The organism is Nostoc sp. (assembly GCF_036917975.1).
Lineage (GTDB): Bacteria > Cyanobacteriota > Cyanobacteriia > Cyanobacteriales > Nostocaceae > Nostoc.
On the sequence record NZ_JBALEJ010000066.1, the window covers coordinates 34,312 to 56,992 of the forward strand.

At 42.7% G+C, this 22,681-nt stretch carries 21 protein-coding genes; 11 read left to right on the plus strand and 10 right to left on the minus strand.

What is annotated here, in order from left to right; translation table 11 throughout:
* Nucleotides 1–217: 217 nt before the first annotated feature.
* Both treY and V7K76_RS24965 read left to right on the plus strand, forming a co-directional pair.
* Complete coding sequence (gene treY, locus V7K76_RS24960) at nucleotides 218–3,016, plus strand: malto-oligosyltrehalose synthase (protein ID WP_334780479.1); 2,799 nt, start codon at nucleotides 218–220, stop codon at nucleotides 3,014–3,016.
* Nucleotides 3,017–3,071: 55 nt separating this feature from the next.
* Nucleotides 3,072–4,595 carry a trehalase family glycosidase gene (locus V7K76_RS24965; protein WP_334780478.1) on the plus strand — a complete coding sequence of 508 codons (1,524 nt, stop codon included), beginning with the start codon at nucleotides 3,072–3,074 and terminating at the stop codon, nucleotides 4,593–4,595.
* A 370-nt stretch (nucleotides 4,596–4,965) separates the two neighbouring features.
* Here V7K76_RS24965 and V7K76_RS24970 read toward each other — a convergent pair whose 3' ends face one another.
* The 3 genes from V7K76_RS24970 to queA all read right to left on the minus strand — a co-directional run bounded on the left by V7K76_RS24970 (nucleotide 4,966) and on the right by queA (nucleotide 8,657).
* Complete coding sequence (locus V7K76_RS24970) at nucleotides 4,966–5,808, minus strand: methyltransferase domain-containing protein (protein WP_334780477.1); 843 nt, start codon at nucleotides 5,806–5,808, stop codon at nucleotides 4,966–4,968.
* Nucleotides 5,809–6,180: 372 nt separating this feature from the next.
* Complete coding sequence (locus V7K76_RS24975) at nucleotides 6,181–7,284, minus strand: tetratricopeptide repeat protein (RefSeq protein WP_334780476.1); 1,104 nt, start codon at nucleotides 7,282–7,284, stop codon at nucleotides 6,181–6,183.
* A gap of 140 nt (nucleotides 7,285–7,424) precedes the next feature.
* A complete protein-coding gene (queA, locus tag V7K76_RS24980; RefSeq protein WP_334780572.1) occupies nucleotides 7,425–8,657 on the minus strand; it encodes a tRNA preQ1(34) S-adenosylmethionine ribosyltransferase-isomerase QueA in 1,233 nt (410 codons plus the stop codon).
* 245 nt (nucleotides 8,658–8,902) lie between these two features.
* Between queA and V7K76_RS24985 the strand changes: the two genes are divergently transcribed.
* Nucleotides 8,903–9,292, plus strand: a complete 390-nt coding sequence (locus tag V7K76_RS24985; protein ID WP_012412259.1) for a hypothetical protein — start codon at nucleotides 8,903–8,905, stop codon at nucleotides 9,290–9,292.
* A 69-nt stretch (nucleotides 9,293–9,361) separates the two neighbouring features.
* Here the strand turns inward: V7K76_RS24985 and V7K76_RS24990 are convergent, their stop codons facing one another.
* Nucleotides 9,362–9,850 carry a YraN family protein gene (locus V7K76_RS24990; protein WP_334780475.1) on the minus strand — a complete coding sequence of 163 codons (489 nt, stop codon included), beginning with the start codon at nucleotides 9,848–9,850 and terminating at the stop codon, nucleotides 9,362–9,364.
* A gap of 86 nt (nucleotides 9,851–9,936) precedes the next feature.
* Nucleotides 9,937–10,452, minus strand: a complete 516-nt coding sequence (locus tag V7K76_RS24995; protein WP_334780474.1) for a hypothetical protein — start codon at nucleotides 10,450–10,452, stop codon at nucleotides 9,937–9,939.
* An 87-nt stretch (nucleotides 10,453–10,539) separates the two neighbouring features.
* On the opposite strand from V7K76_RS24995, the gene V7K76_RS25000 reads away from it, so the two are divergent.
* On the plus strand, nucleotides 10,540–11,049 hold the full coding sequence (locus V7K76_RS25000; protein WP_334780473.1) for a pentapeptide repeat-containing protein: 510 nt from the start codon (nucleotides 10,540–10,542) through the stop codon (nucleotides 11,047–11,049).
* A 140-nt stretch (nucleotides 11,050–11,189) separates the two neighbouring features.
* Here the strand turns inward: V7K76_RS25000 and V7K76_RS25005 are convergent, their stop codons facing one another.
* Nucleotides 11,190–11,567: a hypothetical protein gene (locus V7K76_RS25005; RefSeq protein ID WP_334780472.1), complete on the minus strand. Its 378-nt coding sequence runs from the start codon at nucleotides 11,565–11,567 to the stop codon at nucleotides 11,190–11,192.
* A gap of 163 nt (nucleotides 11,568–11,730) precedes the next feature.
* Between V7K76_RS25005 and V7K76_RS25010 the strand changes: the two genes are divergently transcribed.
* On the plus strand, nucleotides 11,731–12,510 hold the full coding sequence (locus V7K76_RS25010; RefSeq protein ID WP_334953557.1) for a Uma2 family endonuclease: 780 nt from the start codon (nucleotides 11,731–11,733) through the stop codon (nucleotides 12,508–12,510).
* A gap of 190 nt (nucleotides 12,511–12,700) precedes the next feature.
* On the opposite strand, the gene V7K76_RS25015 is transcribed toward V7K76_RS25010, so the two are convergent.
* On the minus strand, nucleotides 12,701–12,826 hold the full coding sequence (locus tag V7K76_RS25015) for a hypothetical protein (protein ID WP_334780470.1): 126 nt from the start codon (nucleotides 12,824–12,826) through the stop codon (nucleotides 12,701–12,703).
* A 73-nt stretch (nucleotides 12,827–12,899) separates the two neighbouring features.
* On the opposite strand from V7K76_RS25015, the gene V7K76_RS25020 reads away from it, so the two are divergent.
* The 3 genes from V7K76_RS25020 (at nucleotide 12,900) to V7K76_RS25030 (ending at nucleotide 16,659) form a co-directional block, all read left to right on the plus strand.
* Nucleotides 12,900–13,910, plus strand: coding sequence for a hypothetical protein (locus tag V7K76_RS25020; RefSeq protein WP_334780469.1), 1,011 nt, complete (start codon nucleotides 12,900–12,902; stop codon nucleotides 13,908–13,910).
* 31 nt (nucleotides 13,911–13,941) lie between these two features.
* A complete protein-coding gene (locus V7K76_RS25025; RefSeq protein ID WP_334780468.1) occupies nucleotides 13,942–15,357 on the plus strand; it encodes a dynamin family protein in 1,416 nt (471 codons plus the stop codon).
* Between the two features lie 93 nt (nucleotides 15,358–15,450).
* The gene (locus V7K76_RS25030; RefSeq protein ID WP_334780467.1) at nucleotides 15,451–16,659 is read left to right on the plus strand and encodes a hypothetical protein; all 1,209 of its coding nucleotides are present in this window, start codon (nucleotides 15,451–15,453) and stop codon (nucleotides 16,657–16,659) included.
* A gap of 6 nt (nucleotides 16,660–16,665) precedes the next feature.
* On the opposite strand, the gene V7K76_RS25035 is transcribed toward V7K76_RS25030, so the two are convergent.
* The 3 genes from V7K76_RS25035 to V7K76_RS25045 form a co-directional block, all read right to left on the minus strand.
* Nucleotides 16,666–17,187 (minus strand): DUF2283 domain-containing protein, encoded by a 522-nt coding sequence (locus V7K76_RS25035; protein ID WP_334780466.1) that lies wholly within the window; start codon nucleotides 17,185–17,187, stop codon nucleotides 16,666–16,668.
* A 42-nt stretch (nucleotides 17,188–17,229) separates the two neighbouring features.
* Nucleotides 17,230–17,421 (minus strand): hypothetical protein, encoded by a 192-nt coding sequence (locus V7K76_RS25040; RefSeq protein WP_334780465.1) that lies wholly within the window; start codon nucleotides 17,419–17,421, stop codon nucleotides 17,230–17,232.
* A 100-nt stretch (nucleotides 17,422–17,521) separates the two neighbouring features.
* On the minus strand, nucleotides 17,522–19,276 hold the full coding sequence (locus tag V7K76_RS25045) for an N-acetylmuramoyl-L-alanine amidase (RefSeq protein WP_334780464.1): 1,755 nt from the start codon (nucleotides 19,274–19,276) through the stop codon (nucleotides 17,522–17,524).
* A gap of 84 nt (nucleotides 19,277–19,360) precedes the next feature.
* On the opposite strand from V7K76_RS25045, the gene V7K76_RS25050 reads away from it, so the two are divergent.
* The 3 genes from V7K76_RS25050 to V7K76_RS25060 all read left to right on the plus strand — a co-directional run bounded on the left by V7K76_RS25050 (nucleotide 19,361) and on the right by V7K76_RS25060 (nucleotide 22,388).
* On the plus strand, nucleotides 19,361–20,998 hold the full coding sequence (locus V7K76_RS25050) for a CTP synthase (RefSeq protein ID WP_334953562.1): 1,638 nt from the start codon (nucleotides 19,361–19,363) through the stop codon (nucleotides 20,996–20,998).
* A 198-nt stretch (nucleotides 20,999–21,196) separates the two neighbouring features.
* Complete coding sequence (locus tag V7K76_RS25055; protein WP_094347562.1) at nucleotides 21,197–21,619, plus strand: hypothetical protein; 423 nt, start codon at nucleotides 21,197–21,199, stop codon at nucleotides 21,617–21,619.
* Nucleotides 21,620–21,824: 205 nt separating this feature from the next.
* Nucleotides 21,825–22,388, plus strand: a complete 564-nt coding sequence (locus V7K76_RS25060; protein WP_334953564.1) for a Uma2 family endonuclease — start codon at nucleotides 21,825–21,827, stop codon at nucleotides 22,386–22,388.
* The last annotated feature ends 293 nt before the right edge of the window (nucleotides 22,389–22,681 follow it).

A 22,681-nucleotide genomic window follows, 5' to 3' on the forward strand; every position in this document is an offset into this window, starting at 1 on the left:
CAACGTTCGAGTTAAAAGGCTCAACGTTCGAGCAAAAAGGTTCAACGTTCGAGCAAAAAGGTTCAACGTTCGAGCAAAAAGGTTCAACCTCCCCATCTCCCTCATCTCCCTTATCTCCCGATACGGTTCGGTTAAGGCAAAAGACGCGATAAATCGCCGTCTCTACAAGGGGCTGTATTGCCTCATCTCCCTCATCCCTACTCCCCACGAAAAAAATATGCGAATTCCTACCGCCACTTATCGAATTCAGTTTACACCCCAGTTCGGCTTTGAAAACGCTAAAGCGATCGCAGCTTATTTAGCAGATTTAGGTATTTCCGATTTATACGCCTCCCCCATTTTTAAAGCCCGATCCGGGAGTACACATGGCTATGATATAGTCGATGCCACTCAACTTAACCCAGAATTGGGAACTAATGAATCCTTTGATGCCTTAGTTGATGAAGTTCAATCCCTTGGTATGGGCTGGTTACAAGATATTGTGCCTAACCACATGGCCTATACCAGCGAAAACCTTTACTTAATGGATATATTGGAACACGGCCCAGATTCCAGCTATACTGACTACTTCGACCTTTCTTGGAATGCTCCCTTTGGCGATCGCCAAGAGCGAATTCTCGCGCCGTTACTGGGAGATTTCTATGGTGCATCCTTGGAAAACGGACACATTCAACTGCAATACGAAGAAAACGGTTTAACTGTCAACTATTACAGCTTAAAACTGCCACTCCGTTTAGAATCTTACACAAAATTTATCACCCATAACTTAGGGAAACTCACCCGTACACTGGGACGCAATCACCCCGATTTTATTAAGCTATTGGGGATTCTCTACATTCTCAAAAACGTGCCTTCAGAGGTGGCGGGGAAACAGCGACAAGACCAGATTGCATTTATTAAAGGCTTGGTTTGGGAACTATACACCACAAACGATGCTATCCATGAGTTTATTGACGAAAATATCGAAACTTTCAACGGAGAAGCTGGTAATTCCGAAAGCTTTAACCTCCTAGATGAATTACTGAAGGATCAGTTTTACCGTCTTGCTTTCTGGAAGGTTGGCGCGGAAGAAATGAACTACCGCCGTTTCTTTACTGTCAATGAATTGATTTCTGTGAAAGTTGAAGAACTGCGAGTTTTTAATAATACCCACAGCTTAATTCAAAAGCTGGTTGAGGAGGGCAAATTTACAGGTTTACGCATTGACCACATTGATGGACTTTATAACCCGATTCAGTATCTTGAAAGGCTGCGGGAAAAAATGGGTGATGTTTATATCACCGTTGAGAAGATTTTAGAACTCACCGAAGATTTGCCGGAAGATTGGGGAATTGAAGGTACATCGGGATATGACTTTTTAAACTACGTAAATGGCGTATTTTGTCAAACAGAAAATCAATCACAGCTAGATAAAGTTTACCAGAACTTTATTGGCTCACGGGTAGATTATGCCTCGGTAGTGAAGGATAAAAAACACCTAATTCTGGAAAAGAATTTAGCTGGTGATATTGACAATTTGGCTCTTTTACTAAAGAACATTTCCAGTAAATATCGCTATGGTAATGATTTTACGCTGAATGGACTCAAAAGAGCGATCGCAGAAGTTTTAACACTATTCCCGATTTACCGTACCTACATTACGCCCGATGGAATTGGAGATAGCGATCGCGCTACGATTGAGAAAGTAATTCACCAAGCCAAAGAACAAACGCCTCTGTTACAACATGAGTTAACCTTTATTGAAAAGTTAATGCTCCTAGAGTTTGATAATTCTCTAACTCAAACAGAACGCGAACAGTGGATATATTTTGTCTTGCGAATGCAGCAATATAGCGGCCCGCTCATGGCAAAAGGTGTAGAAGACACCACATTATATGTTTACAATCGCTTGCTGTCGTTGAATGAAGTCGGAGGTAATCCCGGTCATTTTGGCATTTCTGTAGCTGACTTCCACAGTTTTAACAAACAGCACCAAGCAAACTGGCCCCACACAATGAACACCACCGCCACCCACGACACCAAACGCGGCGAAGATGTGCGGGCCAGATTGAATGTCCTCTCAGAAATTCCTGATGAGTGGGATCAGCAGGTAAATACTTGGAGTGCTATTAATCGAGGACATCGTAGCCATCGCCAAGGGTTCGCCATACCCGATCGCAACGACGAGTATTTTCTCTATCAAACCCTGGTAGGGGCGTTTCCCTTTACCGAACAGGAACATACATCCTTCGTGGAACGGGTAAAGGACTATATAATAAAGGCAATTAGAGAAGCGAAAGTGCATACAGCCTGGTTACGACCTGATAGCGAGTATGAAGAAGCTTGTACCTCCTTTATTGAGAAAGTACTCGATCCTGCCATCTCCGGGGAATTTCTAGAAGCCTTTCGTCCCTTTCAACAGCGAATTGCCGACTATGGCATATTCAATTCCCTTTCTCAAACTCTCCTGAAGATTTCCGCCCCTGGCGTACCCGACTTTTACCAGGGAACCGAACTTTGGGAACTAAGCCTAGTCGATCCAGACAATCGCCGTCCCGTGGATTTTGAACAGCGACGAAATTACTTAAGCACCATCCGCGAACAAGTAAAAACAGATATTCTCGGACTAATTCAGGAGTTACTAAACCACAAAAACGACGGCAGAATCAAACTGTTTTTAACGGCTCAATTACTGCAAGCGAGAACAAACTATGTTTCATTATTCCAGGACGGCGACTATTTACCATTAGAACTTCAAGGAACCTACGCTAATCATATTATCGCCTTCGCCCGGCGAGAGGGGAATCAAACAGCGATCGCGATCGCACCTCGCTTTTTAACCAGCCTCATCCAACCAGGCGATAACCCCTTAGGCGAGCCAGTTTGGCAAGATACCCACCTCCAACTACCCCCTGGAACCCACCACACCTGGAAAAACGTCATAACTCAGGAACCCTTACAATCCACAGAAACCCTATCTATCGGATCAGCCCTCGCCCATTTCCCAGTTGCTTTGTTAGTTAGCAGCGCCGAGTAAAACCTCTGCGTACCTCTGCGGTTCCCTTTGCGTTCCTATTGCGTTTAAAAAAATAATGACCACTCCCCCAACACTTACCACCGCGCAGATAAACAAAGTGCGCTTCCATATCAAAAAAACGTGGAAAACCTTAACGCGATCGCACGAACACCTATTACAATCTGCCAAAGATACCAAACTAGACCACAAAACCGACACTCCGTGGATTGTCTACATTTCCCCCTTAGAAGATTATCCCAACATTCAGCGTGTGTTAGAGCGATCGCTATATCCCAAAGATATGCAACAGCTACAAATTCGCACTTTGCCGTCAGAAGTGGAAGCGATTAAAGAGCATGGCTTACTATACCTACCAGGCCCTTATGTCGTACCAGGTGGCCGATTTAACGAAATGTATGGCTGGGACAGCTACTTTATATTACTGGGACTTTTGCAAGATGAAGAATTGGAGTTAGCGCAAAGCCAGGTAGACCAATTATTGTACCAGGTAAAGCATTACGGTACTATCCTCAACGCCAACCGGACTTATATGCTGTCGCGATCGCAGCCTCCAGTCCTCAGTATGATGGTTTTGGCACTATTCCAGCACACCAAAGATGAAGAGTGGTTGAGGTCAGCCGCACCACTTTTAGAGCAATTTTACTATTACTGGGTAGTACCGCCTCACCTAAATGCTGCAACCGGCTTATCCAGATTTTATGCCTTTGGGGAAGGCCCAGCGCCAGAAGTTTTATTTTCTGAGCGGGATGAAGAGGGAAAAAGCCACTACGATCGCGTCAAGGAATATTACCAAACCTTTGAGGTTGAAGATTACGACGTTAATCTTTATTACGATCGCGAAAATGACGAACTGACCAATTTATTTTATAAGGGCGATCGCACCATGCGCGAGTCCGGTTTTGATATCACCAACCGATTTGGCCCCTTCAGTGCTGATATCCTCCACTACGCTCCTGTGTGCCTCAACAGTTTCCTGTATCAGGTAGAACAAGACTTGGCGCAAATTAACGCTATTTTCGGAAACGAAGAACTAGAACAACAATGGCGCGATCGTGCAGATATCCGCCGCGATCGGATCGATCAATTTCTCTGGGATGAAGAACAGGGATTATATTTAGACTATCACTTCCAGAGTGGAGAACGCCGCCGCTACGAATTTGCGACCACCTTCTATCCCCTATGGCTGGGAATTGCTTCACCAGCCCAAGCCCAAAGCGTCGTCAAAAATCTCTCTTTATTTGAAGCCCCAGGCGGAATTTTGACCAGTACTCATGTCACCGGTAACCAGTGGGATGCCCCCTTTGGCTGGGCACCATTGACATTAGTTGCTGTCCAGGGACTTCACCGCTATGGATATCATACAGAAGGCGATCGCATTGCCAACAAATTCCTAGCTATGGTAGTTAAAGAATTCGAGCGTCACAATACCCTAGTTGAAAAATATGATGTTGAGCGCTGTTCTGCCAACGTTTCCGACGATATTTCCTTTGGATATAGTTCCAACGAAGTCGGTTTCGGCTGGACAAATGGAGTCATTCTGGAACTTTTAGCAGCCGGTGGGGAAAAAGTTCCTACTTAAATCGGCGGTTAGAAGGTTCTTAATTGCATATAATACAGACCTTGTAGGGGCACAGCAATGCTCATTGGTGTCAACTTAACGTAAAAGCAAGTCTAGAACTAGCTTTTAGATTACCTCGTTCCCAGTCGGAGACTGGGAATGCTTGTCTTTGAGGCTCCGCCTTTCTTTACTGGCGGCAGAGCCACCAGGAACAGCATTTCCAGCCGGAGGCTGGAAACGAGGTTTTAAAGGAGTTTCAGCTTAAGTTGACATCAATGAGCAATGCTGTGCCCTATTGTGTATTGCTGACGATTGTAAAGACGGCGATTCATCCCGTCTCTTGTCTTCACCGAACAGTATTGGCCGCAGTTTCTAACCGCCAGGGCTTAAACTACTTATTCCCACACAATAAGCCAAACTGAACTAACCCGCGCTCATAACCACGACGCATCAACCCTAGTGATAACGCCCCTTGAATGGTAGTCCAACCGGCATTGAGTAAGCCCCAAAGCGCTTGGGGAGTAAATGCCGAATCAATGACTACATTCCAAAAGGGGGCGACGGCGGTTGACCAATCGGCGGTGCGAATATTGTTTAATGGAAGTTGACGGGCTATGTCTTCATACTCTGGCAAAGAAATCACATAAGGCAAACAATACACCCGATAAATATCCTGCAAATGCTTTTCCTCATCCGCCGTCAGTGGTAACTTATCAGTTGGTCGATGACACCAAGTCACCATAATTAACTTGCCACCAGGTTTCAAGACTCGATAGCACTCCTGGAGAAACTTCGTTTTATCTGGCATGTGTTCGCCACTTTCCAGCGACCAAACCAAATCAAAAGAATTATCAGCAAAAGGCATTGCTTGAGCATTGGCTACTTGAAACTGAGTTCTCAGACTCAAATTCGCCTCCGCAGCACGTTCCGTTGCTCTGGCAGCTTGCACAGGACTCAGAGTGATTCCTGTAGCCCTAGCATGAAACTTTTCAGCCAGGTATAAAGAACTGCCACCTATACCGCAACCCACATCGAGGATATTTTCTACTGCTTGTACCCCTGCCCAATTGAGCAGTTCTTCGATTAAATCAATTTGAGCTTGACGACGGTCTTTTTTCTGGCTGCCATCAGCCCCATAGTAGCCGTGGTGCATGTGTTCTCCCCAAATCTGTTCCCACAGACCAGAAGAAGCATCGTAGAACTGCTGAATTTGCTGATAAAGTGTTGCACTCATGAAAAAAGTAGTGTTGAGACGAAGTAGAATTCAAAAAAAACATACAGGTAGGCTACCATGTATATTTTTAATTAACTAAGGGTATTTTTACTTCCAGGGACGGTAAACCAAGATTTATCCTCCTTGGAAAAATTTATCGTTTTTTATTGTAAATTCAAGGGTTTAAGACCCCTACATCTATATGTAGCATCAGTTACCCTACGGGAAGCAAACTACAGTAGGGGTTTGTCTTGAGAAATCGCTCCACTTGGGCAAAGCCCAAGACCGCGTTTCTCGCTAAATCTCCCGAAGTTGCCACAACGCGGGGAACCCGCGCAAGGCACTTCTCTTCGTCTGAAATGTCTTTAATTTTGAATTTTGAATTTTGAATTGTTATTGTCCGGTATTCGTGGAATTAGACAGTGGTTCAGCTGATACAGGCACATTGCTAGGATTTGCCTGCGTTTCTGATTGATTTGCCGTCTGTGACTCAGGTGTTTGTACTACATTACTTGTAGAATCTGAACTCTGAGAAGGAGTAGCTGTTTGACTGACTTGAGGTTGCCCACTTTTCTGGGCAATTTGCTGCATTAGCTGCTCAATTTTCTGGGCTTGTTCAATGTTGCCTTGCTCACGATACTCATTATGAGCGCGTTGCAAGACTCCACTGGCTTTCTTGATGTCGCCCTGATTATATAAAGTAAGTCCCAAGTTATAGTAAGCTGAGGCATTTTTCGGATTTAGGCGAATAGCTTGCCGATAAACAGAGATAGCCTCCGAAGCTTGACCATGCATTGCTAGCAAATTTGCCATATTGCTGTAGGCTGTGGCATTTTTAGGATCTAGCTTCAAAGCTTGGCGATAAGAAGCGATCGCAGCTTCTATTTTTCCTTGTTGTTGCAAGGCGATCGCTAGGTTAAAATAAGCATTGGCATTGGTTCTATCTAAAGTAATTGCCTGCTGGTATGCTGCGATCGCATCCTCAACCTGTCCTTGTTCATACAGTGCCACACCCAGATTATACAGCGCTGCCACCCTTGTAGAATCTATCACCAAGCTCTGGCGATAAGCCGTAATCGCAGCTTCTTTTTCTCCTTGTCGGTGCAAGACTAACCCTAAGTTGTAATAAGCTTCGCTAAAATTGGGATTAATCCTAATCGCCTCTGTATATTCTTGTAAAGCTATATCCAGGCGATTTTGCTCCAAAAATATATTACCTAGATAATTTCGCGCTGCCCCCAGGTTGGGGTCATGTTGCAACGCTTGGCGAAAGGCATATTCCGCACCCTGTAAGTCTTTGCGGTTATAGCGCGTCACTCCCTGCTGGAAAAAGCTCGCCGCTTCCAAATCCTGAGAAATTGCGGTTTCTGCCAGCAACTTGCTAACTGGGAAATTAGTAATTGCCGGTGCAGCCAAGACCAAAAACGCAGAACACCCAACAAGTGTCACCTGGCAAAATAAATTTAAGCCCTGAGAAAATAGGTATTTTTCAGACATGAATAACAGACCTGTACTTATTTTTAACTCCTCATAAGTCAGAGTACCCACCATGAAAGAAAAAATTCCAAATTCCCAACTTTTAACTCTGCAAATTTGAGATTTTGGATTGAAAGAAAAATCTCAAATTGCATAATTCCCTACTCCCTACTCCCTACTCCCACAGCTGAGGGCAAAATTAACATGGCATCGCCGAAGGAATAAAAGCGATATCTAAAAGCGATCGCTTCGTTGTATATATTCAATAGCCGTTGTCTGCCAATTAGCGCACTTACCAGCATCAATAAACTAGAACGCGGTAAGTGAAAATTCGTAATCAAACCATCCACTACCCGCCATTGGTAGCCGGGATAAATAAACAAGTCTGTTTTACCACAATATGCTTGTAAGTTCCCAGATTTAGCTGCCCCTTCCAAAGCCCGTACTGCTGTTGTTCCTACAGCAATAATCCGACCGCCAGCAGCTTTAGTAGCGCGAATTTGCTCTACTGTGGCGGCGGGAACTTCAATCCATTCTTCATGCATTTTATGGGTAGTTACGTCCTCCACTTCCACAGGGCGAAATGTACCTACACCAACATGTAGCGTTACAAAAGCTTGATTGATTTGGCGATCGCGCAACTTTTGTAATAATTCTGGGGTAAAGTGTAATCCTGCCGTCGGAGCTGCGATCGCTCCTGGCTGTTTAGCATAAACTGTTTGATACTGCTCATCCGCAGCTTCAGAGGTCGTGATATACGGTGGTAGCGGTACTTCACCAAATACCTCTAATAGTTGCACCAAAGTTTTTCCCTCTGGCACATCAAATTGCAACAAACGCCCTCCGGTTGCTGCATCTGTTTCTAGAACCGTAGCGGTGAGTTGGGGGCTGGGGATTGGGGACTGGGGACTGGGGACTGGGGATTGGGGATTAGGGATTGGGGAAGAATCTTTATAATCCTCAGTCCCTAATTGCCTTGGTTCAAAAATAATCTTCGCTCCCAGTTTGAAGCTTTTTCCTGGCTTAACTAAAGCTAGCCAACAATTATGCTGCCGTTCTTCCAACAGCAACACTTGGATTTTCGCACCAGTGGATTTATGACCATAAAGCCGCGCTGGAATGACTCTTGTATTGTTCATAATCAACAAATCACCAGAGCGTAGCAGTCCAGGTAAATCATGGAAAATATGGTGTAGGGATGCTGCTTCGATGCCTGTAGTGGGAGAATCAACTACCAGTAACCGCGAACTATCTCTAGGAACTGCTGGGTTTTGGGCAATGAGTTCTGGAGGTAGTTCGTAGTCATAGCCAGCTACCGAGCAATCTAATTCAAAATCTTTTGCTTGTGGACGAGATGTATCTTTCAAATTACCTTGTACTAGTTTTTGCTTTATTTAGTATTTATACTCTCTCGAAAAAGCTAGTTTAAGCTTTCCCTTCTAAAGGAACTTTAAGGGATCTTGGCTCAGTTTTGCCGCAAGGCTATAAGATTGTTACTATTAAGTAACACGGAAAACTTAACATAAAAATTGGGTAAACCTCCCCATCTAAAAACGGGGGCTTTTACCCTACCGGGAAGGGGCACTGATTGACGAATATAGATATGTAGGATTGGCTTTGATCCCAAGCACCAACAAACATGGAATACTTGTACTATCTGGCAAATGCCAGTCTAACCCTGAGGGTCGTTCAACACCTCCACGCTAGACCCCAGACACCAGTTTCGTTCGTCACCGTAATTCATCAAATTGATGGCTGGGTGGTTAGGATCAAACTCAAAGGTCAAGTCTCGCCCCAAGAAGATGGCGACTTTCGGGCTTTTCTAAATGAATTAGGAATTAGCTACGAACCGCCAATGAGGGTGCAAATGGCACTTTGGAGTTTGGAAGCGGGACAGTGCCCTGTGGATGTGATGCGTCGTTATCAAGTAGCGATCGTTTCTCATGGTAGCCCAGAGAGAGACGAAATTGAAGCATTTCGACAACAGTTTGTCCGTGGCTTAGGCTACTGTCCAGAAACTTTGGCGTGATACTTTTGGTCGTAACGCCACTACAAAATAGTTGGTCATTGGTAATCAAGATATTTTATCCATTACCGATTAACCATTATCAATTAAAGAGTCGAAAGCTGCCGGAATGTATTCTTGCAGCTTCAACTTATATCCGTGTACTGATGAAGTCGCTAGAGCTTCTTGGTTTGCTGTAACTCCAATCAGATTTTTTGGTATCCTTTGACAGTAGACAATAGCAACATCAAATCGACAAGAACAATCTGCCTTCTCAGGGTACTCGGCTAAGAATATTTCGGCTGTATGACAGATTTTTGCTTGCTTTTGTAGAGTAATTGCGCTTCTTCCCCCTGCATCCCAGCTACCTGAACTGCGGGTTTTGACTTCAACAAAAATCAATATTGAGTGCTGAGTCCTGAGTTCTCCTGATGTTCCCTCTGCTTTTCTAGCATATTCAGCGATGATATCAATTTCCCCCCACCGACTAGAAAAGCGACGATGGAGAATTACCCAACCTGTAGATTGCAACCATTGGGCTACTAGGTCTTCTCCTAATTGACCACTATTTGGACAATGCATATAAACTTTAGTATTCTCGGTTATTTAATTCAACAGGAAAATAAGAGTTTCTAGTAGTTCCCTGAAATCATACTCCCATGATGTGCTTATTCTTCACTTGCTGGCGTGGCATTCCCAACAGTCAAATTGAAGTAAACATAATTGGGGTAAATATCCATAAATTGGTGATGCTCGACATATATGCCACCACCGCATTCCAGAAAGTTGATGAAAGGCTCATAAGGATCAGGAAGACCATTCGCCGGAACTGCACCAAATTCCCGTAGACGACACCAAAATAAGTAGTTACGTACCCCTAGCAGAACATAGACACTACCACGCCTAGTTGGTATCCGGTCGCTGTTGTATAACTCCTCCAGCCATTGCATTAGGGAAAACGGGAGTTCAATGTCAGGGCGAATCTGGAGAGCAAGATTTTCAAAAATATGCTTCTGTTTACTCTGCAAAAACTTTGCCCATTGTCTGACCCGCGACAGAAATTCTAACATCAGTTCTGTAAGTTTTTCGTCTTTCTCCCCCATTCCCAACGTATCCCACTGAATAGCCTGAAGTCGTGCCAAGGCAATGTTCAAATCATCGTATGAACTTGAATTAGTATTCATAAAAATATTTTTAAAGGATTTTTGCGCTAACATCTCTGACTCAAGGATAATGAGATGGAGGAGGGTTCGCCATTGGCTAAAAATAGTATGAATTCTAAGTTAAGCGCCCGAATTTGGGCAAGCATACTCAGCTTATTCCTGTGGGGAATAGTTGGCATCACCGCAATAGTCGGTTTTGCTCCAACAGCTTTGGCACTGGAATATAATAAGGAAATTTTGGTTGAGGCTGATTTCTCTGGACGTGATTTAACAGACTCTAGCTTTACTAAAGCTAATCTTCGCCAAAGCAACTTTAGCCACGCTAATTTGAACGGTGTCAGCTTCTTTGCAGCAAATTTAGAGTCTGCGAATTTGGAGGGTTCTGATTTAAGAAATGCCACTTTAGACTCGGCTCGTTTAGTCAGAGCAAATCTGACAAATGCACTGTTGGAGGGTGCTTTTGCTGCTAACGCTAGATTTGATGGTGCAATCATTGACGGGGCAGATTTTACTGATACGCTGCTACGTCCCGATGAGCAAAAAAAATTGTGCAAACTTGCCAAAGGGACTAATCCCGTTACAGGACGAGATACGCGTGACACGTTGTTTTGTCCTTAGTATTTTCTATCTGAGTATTGGGCATGGGGCATTGGGCATGGGGCATTGGGCATTGGGCATTAGTTATTAATATCTTCTCCCCCTGCTTCCCCTGCTTCCCCTGCTTCCCTTGCTTCCCCTGCTCCCTTATCCCCCACAATCTACCAACCACGCGCACCAATCTTTTGACAAACAATTTGCATTCCTTTGCCTGGTGAAGAATCGGCTACAAAAGCTATTTCTCCTTTCTGCTGATCGTCTTGAAGTAGCTGTCCATCTGAGCTATAAATGGCAATGCGATTCCGAAAAAGCCGCGATTCTTTGCACGAAGCATCAAAGGTAGTTTCAAAGATGCCATCTCCATAGATTCCATAAAGCTTATATGTAGTGCCCTTAATAGTTTTTGTATCCAGAGCTACACTGTTTCCTAATTGATCGTGCCCTACAGTGATATATCTTTGTGTATCTTGGGCGATTGCACTACCATTACTCAATAAAATAGCGATCGCTCCTACCATACCGTCGATCTTAAAATACATACAGTTTCAAAATATAAGATTTCATATATTTCTATCCGCAATCAAAGGGGTTCTGGCAGGGTAAAAGCACTGAAATCAAGACAGAGCAAGGTGTTATACTAGCTCGTAACACTTTATGGGAAGCGTCAAACATTAAATAGATAGCTGCAATACTTTTCAAAGTATGAGTGAAACACTTGCCGATATTGGCATACCGCCCCAGTTTCCCGATCACACTCAACTACCAGAGTCGGATGGTACGTTTGTAAAAAATTTTCAAGAGCATCCCCAAACCGTCATTTTGACAGACTCAATTGCTCAAGTTTTGCAACGCCTACATCCAGATGGACAGTATTGCATTGGTCAAGATTGTGGTATTTACTGGCGAGAGACTGAACCACCAGAAAAAGGAGCAGCAGCACCCGATTGGTTTTATGTCCCTGGTGTACCACCAAGGCTAGATGGCAAAAACCGTCGCTCCTATGTTTTGTGGCGGGAATACATACCGCCATTGATTGCTATAGAACTAGCTAGTGGTAATGGCGATGAAGAACGAGATGTCACCCCTTTACCTCTAGCTGGTAGTCGGGAAGGCGCAAAACCGGGTAAATTCTGGGTATATGAAAGAGTAATCCGAATTCCCTACTATGCGATTTATGAAATCAGTAATGACAAACTGGAAGTTTATCACCTGGTAGATTTTTCTTACCACAAAATGCAGCCTAATGAGCGAGGTCACTACTCAATTCCTCCTTTAGGGGTGGAACTAGGGTTATGGCAAGGAAGCTACTTGAATAATCCTGAACAATTGTGGTTGCGCTGGTGGGATTTAGAAGGGAATCTGTTACTGATTGGTCAAGAAGAAGCCGAGTTGCAAAGGCAAAGAGCCGAAAAAGCAGAACGAAAAGCTGCACAATTAGCAGAACGGCTCAGGGCAATGGGTATCGACCCAGATGTAGAGTAATATTTACTAAGTTATGGTCAGCCGAAAAACTTAGTAAGCACGGGCAAAAGCTTACTACAGACTTCAACTAGCTTCACCGTAGTAGGTAAATCAGCGATGTCTACGACGGGCTACGCCAACGCACCTTTCAATAACTTGAGGCTGTTTTTGCTATCTTCTGCATTAGACATCTCCAGAAATTAAAGATGTGTTACCCAGAACCCTTGTAGAGACGTAGCAGTGCTACGTCTCTACATTCTTTTTCGGAGATGTCTATTGCTCCATCTTTTGGGTTTGGCAGTAGGGCGATCGCATCTGATGCCAAAATGGGAACCATAAGAAAATAAGTTCATACCATGCTTTGGTATAAAGCAAAGAAACGTAATACATTACACTAAATTGGTTTACCCATGTCTGACGAACAAGAGCGTAATTCCGCTTTTAACGCTGCTGCTAACATTAACGTTCAACATGCCCAATTACAAGATTTATCCTTAAGTGCAGCCCGTAGATTATATAAAGGTGGGATTCGACCTGGTGATCGAATAAGAACCAGAATGCAAGCCCAAGAAATGTTAGATAAAATCCCTCCATCTCAAAGAGCAGGGATTGATAGCAAATCCACTGATGTTAATACCCAAAAATACCTATCAGATAAGCACGCTAGTCATATCAAACCGCATAGCAAAGGCGGCTCAAATGATCCCAAAAATATCAAGTGGGAAAACGCCAAAGATAATTTAGCCCGTGGCGATAAACCCATGACTTCGCAGGAGCAAATGAGACTAGATGCTAAATGGCATTTTGATAATCTAACAGGTGCAGTTAAAGCAGGTGTTAAAGTCGCGCCCCTGGGAGCAGCAATTGGTGTAGCGACGACAGCACCATTTTCGTTACTAACCAACGCCTTACGGGTAGTTCGGGGTGAAATTTCTGCACAAGAAGCCGCTATAGAAACATTGAAAGATACCGTAAAAGGCGGCACAGTTGGGGGTGTGACAGCGTTTGTAACCACAACAGTAGCAGCAGCTTGTCCACCAATTGCGATCGCTTTAACCGCAGCAGCACCAGTTTTAGCCGTTGTTGGAACTGCGGGTATGGTTTACGAGTTTTTCAAAATCCTCGATGACCATAAAAAAACGGTGAAAATCTATTATGAATCTTTAACTCAGCAAGAATTAGAAAGATTACAAGCAATTGAGAACGAACTGATTTATGAACACCATAAAAATCTAGAGTTTTTATCTGAAGCGGAAGCAATTAATCAAGAAATTACAAATCGTCCAATTGCACCGGGGATAGAAGGGGCTATGCAACGGTTACATGAATCAGTCGCTATTGCTAAATCTCTAGGATTAACATCAGCAGATAGTAAGTTGCTTGGTAGTTCTCAACTGCCTCATCTTTTCACAGAACAATAGGAATTAAATTTTAGAGGATTACATAGTTTTTATGCTTCCTTTTATTTTCGGCGCTCTTGGATTAGCTGTTGGAGCAGTTGTTGGTGCTTTTACTACTCATGCTGTTGGGGAAAGTGATAGACAAGCTGCTAAACATCATAGGACTGTTGCAAATGAACTAGCTGGTAAATATACCAACTTGGAGAAAAAATACAATGAACTAGCTGGTAAAAGCAAAAAGCAGATTCGTGATTTAACTCACCAGCACGCTTTAGATGAAGTTGAAAAAGATTGTTTGCGTTTAGCAGTTAGATTACAGCATAGTCTGATTTCTCTGATGTGGGATATTGATAGAGAGCCAACAGAAGATGCTTTGAAGGCATTTGTCAACGGAGTAGAACTTACAAATAATGTTCTCTGCAAAATAAATGAAGAGTTAATTTGTGTACCCAGTGACTATTATGCACGTAATTTTATAGCTGCTGAACAACGCAAAATAATTTGGGAGCCAGTAGATGTTTCAAATCAGTCAAATATAAACGAGGAGGGAATTACAATGAAATTAGAAGCTAAAAATATGTCTGAACAAGAATTTCAAGAAACCTATAACAGAGTTCGTGATACTGGTAATCAACTCTTAAAGTACTTGAAAGAACTTCGGGCTGCAAGGTTCAAAGAAGGAGATAGTACCAAAGGATTACAAAGCGTTGAAGATAATATTACCAAAGCTTTAAAAGCCTTAGCAGAACAAAAATATCAGGTTGCTGTGATTGCAGCAATGAAAGCAGGTAAGAGTACCTTCTTGAATGCCATAATTGGTGCAGATGTGTTAGCAAGTGAATCAGAAGCTTGCACAGTTTGTCGAACAGATATCCGTCCAATTGATGCCGGAAAAACACCCAGACTTTTAGAATATCAAGCAGGTAAACAAAAACCTATAGTTTTAATAGAAGGTGAAGCAAGCAAAATTCGGCAAAGATTTTTAGAACGTACCCGTGAGATTAGACATGAAAATAATCAAAATAATACTACACGCTTTGAATTAGAACATCCCATTGAAGCGATTAGTACAATGCCATCACTGAAAGGTTTCACATTAGTTGATACTCCTGGACCCAATGAGTGGGAGTCTGTCTCGTTTGACACCACTTCTTTAAAGCAGACTGCTTTAGAAGCTCTCCGAACCTGTGATGCCATATTATTCATTCTGGATTACACAGCATTTAGGGACAAAATAAACTTAGAATTGCTTAAAGACTTAATTGAGCAGCGTAAGGAATTTTTAGCAGAGAATACAGGTAAGCTTTACTTTGTTCTTAATAAAGTAGATAGAAAAGCAGACAGAGATAGACCTATTGCAGAGGTTATAGAGTCTTTAAGAATAAATTTAGTTGAATTTGGTATACCAGAACCAAGAATTGATTCAGTTAGTGGATGGCAAGGGTTGTTATCCAAGCTTATTCAATAAGGTAAGGCAACTGATAGTCATATTAAAGACTTTGAAGATTTTTTTAGTGCTAGATATGCCCAAAGAGATGAAGAAGGAAGGCGTATCATTCCCTTGCCGGAAGAAATTGCACCACAAGCTTTAAATGATAGTGGTATTCCGAAAATTCAAGAGACAGTAATTCAAACTATTACTCAAAATTCAGGATGGAATTTATTGAGTGATGTTTTAAATGAATTGAACGAAGCAGGCAAAGCTATTGATAAGATATTTATTACAGATATCGGATGCTGGCAGTTAAAATTTGAGGAACTGCTACAAAAAGTAGAAAAGTACAAAAAACATTCTGATTTAGCGAAAAATCAGGTGGCGACTGTAAAAAAGTCCGTAGAAGCACAAAAGCAAATATTAATTAATACGTTCAGCCAAGGGATTAATAAATTTGCCGAAAGTGCCAAAAAACGCATAGCCTCAGAAATTGATAGAGTAGCTAAAAATCAATCCAAAAAGGTTTCAAAGGACGAAAAGACTCCAAATCTTCCCACATATATATTGGATAAGTTCAGTTCTTTACTTGAAGACTCTTCCAGTTCTGATCCCTATAAAATCAAGGTCAAAAACAAAAAAGATGCTGAGAAAATTGCTAAAACTATTAATGAGTACTGCACTCCTGTAATACAAACTTTTTGGTTGGATACTCAGGATAGACTAGTTAGAGAGGGAACAATAATTCGTGAAGGTTTAGTTAAAAAAATCCAACGAGAAATACAGGCTATTTCTGATGAACTATCTGAGCTTATTAAAAAGAATTTGCAAGTAGAAATAGGTAATAATACAATCCAATTTCCTGACTTTGAATTTTCTGGTATTGATGCTCAAATTCAACATCAGCAAAAAGTATTTGCTAGAAGTAAGAAAGAATCAAGGAAGAATAGCCGATGCTGTAAATCAGATAAAGTCTATGAAGTAGATGTTTCGTATCAGGAAACAGTATCTTACTATGAAATTGATTTACAACTGACTTCTCAAGGAATTCAGCAAAATATTGACTTACAAGTGCAGAGAAACCTACAGTTGCTTCAGCGTGTTATTGAAAAACAAGTATCAGATGATTTTCGTAAAGGCGAAAAGCAAATCAATGACTACATCAATATGTTTCAAGCTGAATTTGACTCTTTACTCAAGCAACGGGCAACAAGGGAAGTAGAAGCTTCTGAGGTTATTGCTATTCTCGAAAGTAAAAGAATCGAAGTGAATGAATATCTTAACGAATTAGTCTCTATTCGAGAAATTCTTGATAGTTGGAAACCAAGGAATCGATAGAATCAATTAAAAGCCTAAAGAATCACCTGAAGCCAATGCTGAGTAACAGAAGTACATAGCCTTGGCTTTCGCTTGTGAGCGGGTTGCATCAAGAAATGCTAGACACTCCTCTAGGTCGTCTCCATGCCAAGTACCAGCAAATTTGAGCAAATCTTGACCTGTAGAACCTCGTCGGATTACAGATTGAAAGCGATCGCCACGTTGTTTTATTTCAGCGATCTTAGCAGCAAAATCTTCAGGTAGTTCTGCTAGCGTCTCATCCTCCACAGGAGAATCGGGCGGAGTGTGTGCTTGCTCTAAAGATGCCGTTGATACAATCTGAAATGGGATATTCTCTAGAACAACTTGTGGCAACTGACCCGATCCAATAACCTTTTTTGCATCAAGAATTTCTACACCAACTAAAACTTCACCCGCACCAATATTTAGTGCTATTTCATCATTTAATTGCAAAGTACGACATTCATGATATCCATCGACTAGGCGAATATAAAGAGAGTCAGTTTCTTGGTCATAGCTAATTTTCATCGCGTCACTTTCCTCAAAAATAAAATGTATACACAGTAATCACTACAATCTCTGTCTCGCTTTCGGCAATGATTGGCGTATTTCCTTAATTTGCTTAGGTTCTAGCGGTTCAATCTCAGACAAACACAGACTGTCGAATTCTCGCAATGTAGTTTGATCCATCAGTCCAGCCTTGTGCAGCCCCGTAGCCGTTTCGTGAACGGCTTCAAGAATCGCTGATTTCTTCTTCGCCATTGCAAATTACCTCCATCAATTCATATTCCAGCTTGGCTTTTTCGAGATCCTCTAGCGATCGCACTCCACCAAATACAATGAGGGTAAAGTACCTCCAAATTTACTGCACACTCCGAAACCACTCAGTAATCCCCTGAGCGATCGCATCGGCTATCTTCTTCTGTTCCTCGGGGTTCACCACCTGCTCAAATTCATCGGGATTGCTCATAAAACCCAATTCCAGTAACACCGATGGCGCAGCTGTTGGACGTGTCAGCGCTAGGTTATCCCAAAACACACCATAGGAAGGTCTACCGAGTTTCTTGACTACATAGTTATGTAAAAACATTGCGAGGTTATGGGCTTGGGGTTGATACCAAAAAGCGGCGAATCCCTTGGTTTTTTCGGCATCGCCATCATCGGGTAGAGAATTGTGATGTATGGAAAGTGCGATCGCAGGTTCTTCTCGACTGATAATTGCCTGACGTTCTACTAAAGAAACTTCGCGATCGTCTTCTCGCGTCATCACTACTGTTGCTCCTCGCTTCACCAAATCGTCGCGCAGCAACTTAGATACCACCAAATTCACATCTTTTTCTAAATATCCAGTTGGGCCACTGGCACCAGTTTCTTTACCTCCATGCCCTGGATCTAGTACAATCTTGAAATTAGCTAAAGGCTTGCGTCTTGTATTCCCAATTTTAGGTGGATGACGCAAAGCCAAAACCAGGGTTGTACCGTCGTATCTCAGCTTATATCCCCACTGTTGAGCTTTTTTGAGGTTAAAGGTGTATTTTACTTGTCCTGGAGCTTCCTGTTGCCAGTCTAGGCGATAAATTAGGGGGTTGTCATCCAGGCGAATTATGTCTGTTTGGGCAGTGGTATTGTAGAGAGTGAGAGCGAGAGTTTGCTCACTTTGTTGTACGCTCACGGGTACGGGAACTTGCAAAGGGAAAACTATCTCTGTCGCACTAGGGAGTTGACGGTATCCGACACTGCGAATTATTGTTTGTGGCGGAACTGCACCAGGTAAAATGCGGGTTTCTTTACTATTAATCCAAGCGCCATAATCTAGGCGCAACCATTCGCCTTCCCTACCTGTAACCGTTGCGCGTGTGCCTTTGGGCAGTGGTGTAAGTCGAGAATAATCTGTGCTAGGGCCAGTACGAGCAACGCCTGACTCTACTGTAACTTCAGAAATTGGCAACTGCGATCTTGAGAGGATTTCAATCTTACCAGATCCGGGTTGAGTTATCGTCTTGCCATCAAGGATCAGTTGAAATTGAGGTTTTCCCAGATCGGCGGCTGTTGCCACTGTGGTGCAACCTTGATAGTTGCCTACGCTAGACTGGGCATGAGGCTGATTTTGCCCTGTCAAAGCTGCCAAATTACTTGGTAGTTGTGCCTGTTCGGGTTGGGGTGAAAGGGTAATAGTTTGATTGACCAGGGTTACAGAGACATTAGCGTTAGGGGGTGCGATGGCGCTAAAACAAATTACTTCTCCTGGTAATCTGGCAATGTCAACTGCGGGAGTCAGGGAATCTTTCGCAAAGGCTACCCCCTGTGGTAGTTCCGGGCTAGCGTTAAGCCTGATCACCTTAATCTTAAGTTCTTGATTCTGGCGACGCACAGTAAAAAGATTCTCCCCCAACTGTAAGGGGAAACTAGGGGAAAAATGACCAGCTTTGCTGCGGGTAATTGGCTTACTATTGATCAAAACCTGACCATCTGGTGGTGCAGTGCCCAGAAAGAAGATTTTTTGGGCACTTGTCTGGTAGTTTGTCTGGGGAAAAATAACTATAAGAGATGGCTGTGCCAATGCTATTGAGGAGGAGAGAATAAAGCCTAATATTACTAATCCTAGAAGGTTTTTCACAGCAAATCACAGAAGATTACACCACAATAACTGTGGCACAATGACGGGATGTATTTTTAGAAGTTGTTAGAAATTCAAACTACTATGACTAAGTTTATCTTTGTTACTGGAGGCGTAGTTTCCAGTATTGGTAAGGGCATTGTAGCAGCAAGTCTAGGGCGTTTGCTCAAGTCGCGCGAATATTCGGTGTCGATTCTCAAACTCGACCCTTATATTAATATCGATCCTGGCACGATGAGTCCCTTTCAGCATGGGGAAGTATTCGTTACCCAAGATGGGGCGGAGACAGATTTGGACTTGGGGCATTATGAACGCTTTACCGATACTTCGATGTCGCGCTTAAATTGTGTGACTACTGGCTCGATTTACCAGGCAGTCATCAATAAAGAGCGGCGCGGAGACTACAATGGCGGTACTGTCCAGGTAATTCCTCATATTACCAATGAAATTAAAGATCGGATTCTGCGAGTTGCTAAAAGTACAAATCCCTCTGTAGTAATTACAGAAATCGGCGGTACGGTAGGGGATATTGAATCACTGCCGTTTTTGGAAGCAATTCGCCAGTTCCGTAAAGAGGTGGGACGGCAGAATGTGCTGTATATGCACGTAACGCTGGTGCCGTGGATTGCCTCGGCGGGTGAAATGAAAACTAAGCCGACACAACATTCAGTTAAGGAACTGAGATCCATTGGTATTCAACCAGATATTTTAGTTTGTCGGAGCGATCGCCCTTTACCCAAGGGATTAAAACAGAAATTGTCGGGATCTTGCGATGTCCCGGAAGAATGCGTCATCACTTCCCAAGATGCCAAAAGTATCTATGAAGTACCCCTAAATCTGGAACGGGAAGGAATGGCAGAACAAGTGCTGAACTTGCTGCAAATGGAACAACGTAAACCAAATTTGACACAGTGGAAAACCCTGGTACAACGCTTACATAGTCCCAAGCATGAGGTAGAAATTGCCATTGTTGGGAAATATGTACAGTTAAGTGATGCCTACCTATCGGTAGTGGAAGCGCTAAACCATGCTGCAATCTCCACTTATGGCAAACTGCGTCTGCGTTGGATAAACTCAGAAGATTTGGAAACTGAATCAGCTGAAACTCATCTTCAGGGTGTCGATGGCATCGTTGTACCAGGAGGTTTCGGGGTTCGGGGAGTGGATGGCAAAATTGCCGCCATTAAATACGCGCGCGATCGCCAAATCCCCTTTTTGGGTTTATGCCTGGGTATGCAATGTTCTGTGATTGAATGGGCCAGAAACGTAGGGGAATTAACAGGTGCAAACAGTGCTGAATTTGACCCCTATACAATTGATCCCGTAATTAATTTATTGCCAGGACAGCAAGAAGTAGTGGATTTAGGGGGTACAATGCGCTTAGGACTATACCCTTGTCGTGTTCTCCATGATACTTTAGCTTTCAAGCTCTATCAAGAAGATGTAATTTATGAACGACATCGACATCGCTATGAGTTCAACAACGATTACCGCGATTTGTTGTTAAAGTCTGGTTATGTGATTAGTGGTACTTCTCCTGATGGACGCTTAGTTGAAATTGTGGAATTACCCAAACACCCATTCTTTCTTGCTTGTCAATTTCATCCAGAATTTCAATCGCGCCCCAGTACCCCTCATCCTTTATTTAAAGGGTTTATTCAAACAGCGATCGCTCTTTCTCTTTCTACATCTGGTACACCAACACCATTGGAGGTGTCATAAAAATTCAAAATTCAAAATGACGCTCGTGACGCTCGATGACTCGCTAACGCTGCGCTATCGCTCTTAGCGTCTCCCTTTGGGAGAAGACTCGCTAACGCTGCGCTAACAAAATTCAAAATTGCAACATTAACTTAGAGCTTTAGTCGATTTGGACATCCAGGGTGCATCATTCGTAAATTTCGGACTTGAGGAGATGTTGTGGCGTACTGGGTGAAAATCCTTTACGAGAGGAAAGAATATGTGGTGAATTTTGAGCGTGTCCATGCTTTTTGTTATGAACTGAATGGCAGGGTAACTTTTTGGCTACCCGATAGTGCCATTCCCATAGTGATTAACCCCCAAAGTAATTTGGAAGATTATCAAAAGATTTTTGATTATTTAGAATGTGTGACAGGATTAGAATTAGATCACGCCCACTGGGTAAGAATAAATTACGAAAAAAATGAATATGTAATTAATCTCAACTGTATCAGTTCATTTTGTCATGAACCGAACGGTAGGATAACTTTTTGGTTGCCAGATGGCACTATTCCCATCATCATCAACCCTGTGAGTAATCCTGAATCTTATGAAAAAGTTGTGAAATACGTTAAAAAAGCAACTGGATATTCTTTATCTTAGTGTGAACGAAGAACTTACTCTTGCTAAACTTTTAACTAAAGATAACGAAGTTAGGGACTTCCAAATAAAAAAATATCCAATTAACTCTTGTGGGGTGGGCGTCTCGCCCGCCCTATAGACTGGGCGGGCAGGATGCCCACCCCACAATATTGGATAATTTATTTCTTGGAGTTCCCTTAGCAATAAAGGCACGAGGAAAGATTCAATGAATACTGTTGTGCTTAATCTAGAACCGATTGCTCATTTAACCGATGAGCAGTTTTATCAATTGTGTGTTGCCAATAGCGATTTAAGCCTGGAAATGAATGCAGCCGGAGAATTAATTATTATGCCACCAGTAGGAGGAGAAAGCGGAAATCAAGAGGCTGGACTAATTACCGATTTAGAAATCTGGAATCGTCAAGCTAAGTTAGGGAAAGTTTTTAGTTCTTCAACTATCTTTATACTTCCAAATGGTGCAAAACGTTCCCCTGATGCAGCTTGGGTAAAGTTGGAACGGTGGGAAGCTTTAACACTAGAACAGCGAAAAAAATTTCCGCCACTTGTACCCGATTTTGCAATTGAACTGCGTTCTGAGACAGACCGTCTTGCACCTATCCAAGCGAAAATGCGGGAATACATAGAAAATGGTTTGCGTTTGGGTTGGCTAATTAATCCTCAAGATAAGCAAGTGGAAATTTACCGACTCGAAAAAGCTGTAGAAGTTATGCAAATGCCGGCGATTCTTTCTGGAGAAGATATATTACCTGGATTTGAGTTGCAAGTATAGGTAGATCATAAGCCTCAATTCCAGTGGTCTGTCCCATTAAATTTGAGGCATAAAAGAACGAACCGCATTCGCGCAGCGTCTCGTTAGAGAAGGACGCAAAGAGCGCAAAGGAAGAAAAGTTAAGAATGAGTTCACCCATTCAAAATCAATGAAATGCTTACACTGTATAGGACTCGTATTTGATTTTTGAAAAACTCAGTACACGTCTATTCCCTTCTTCCTTGTTCCCCGTTCCCTGTTCCCTCCCTACGCAAGTAAGCTCAGTAATCAAATCAGATTCCTATATTAATTTT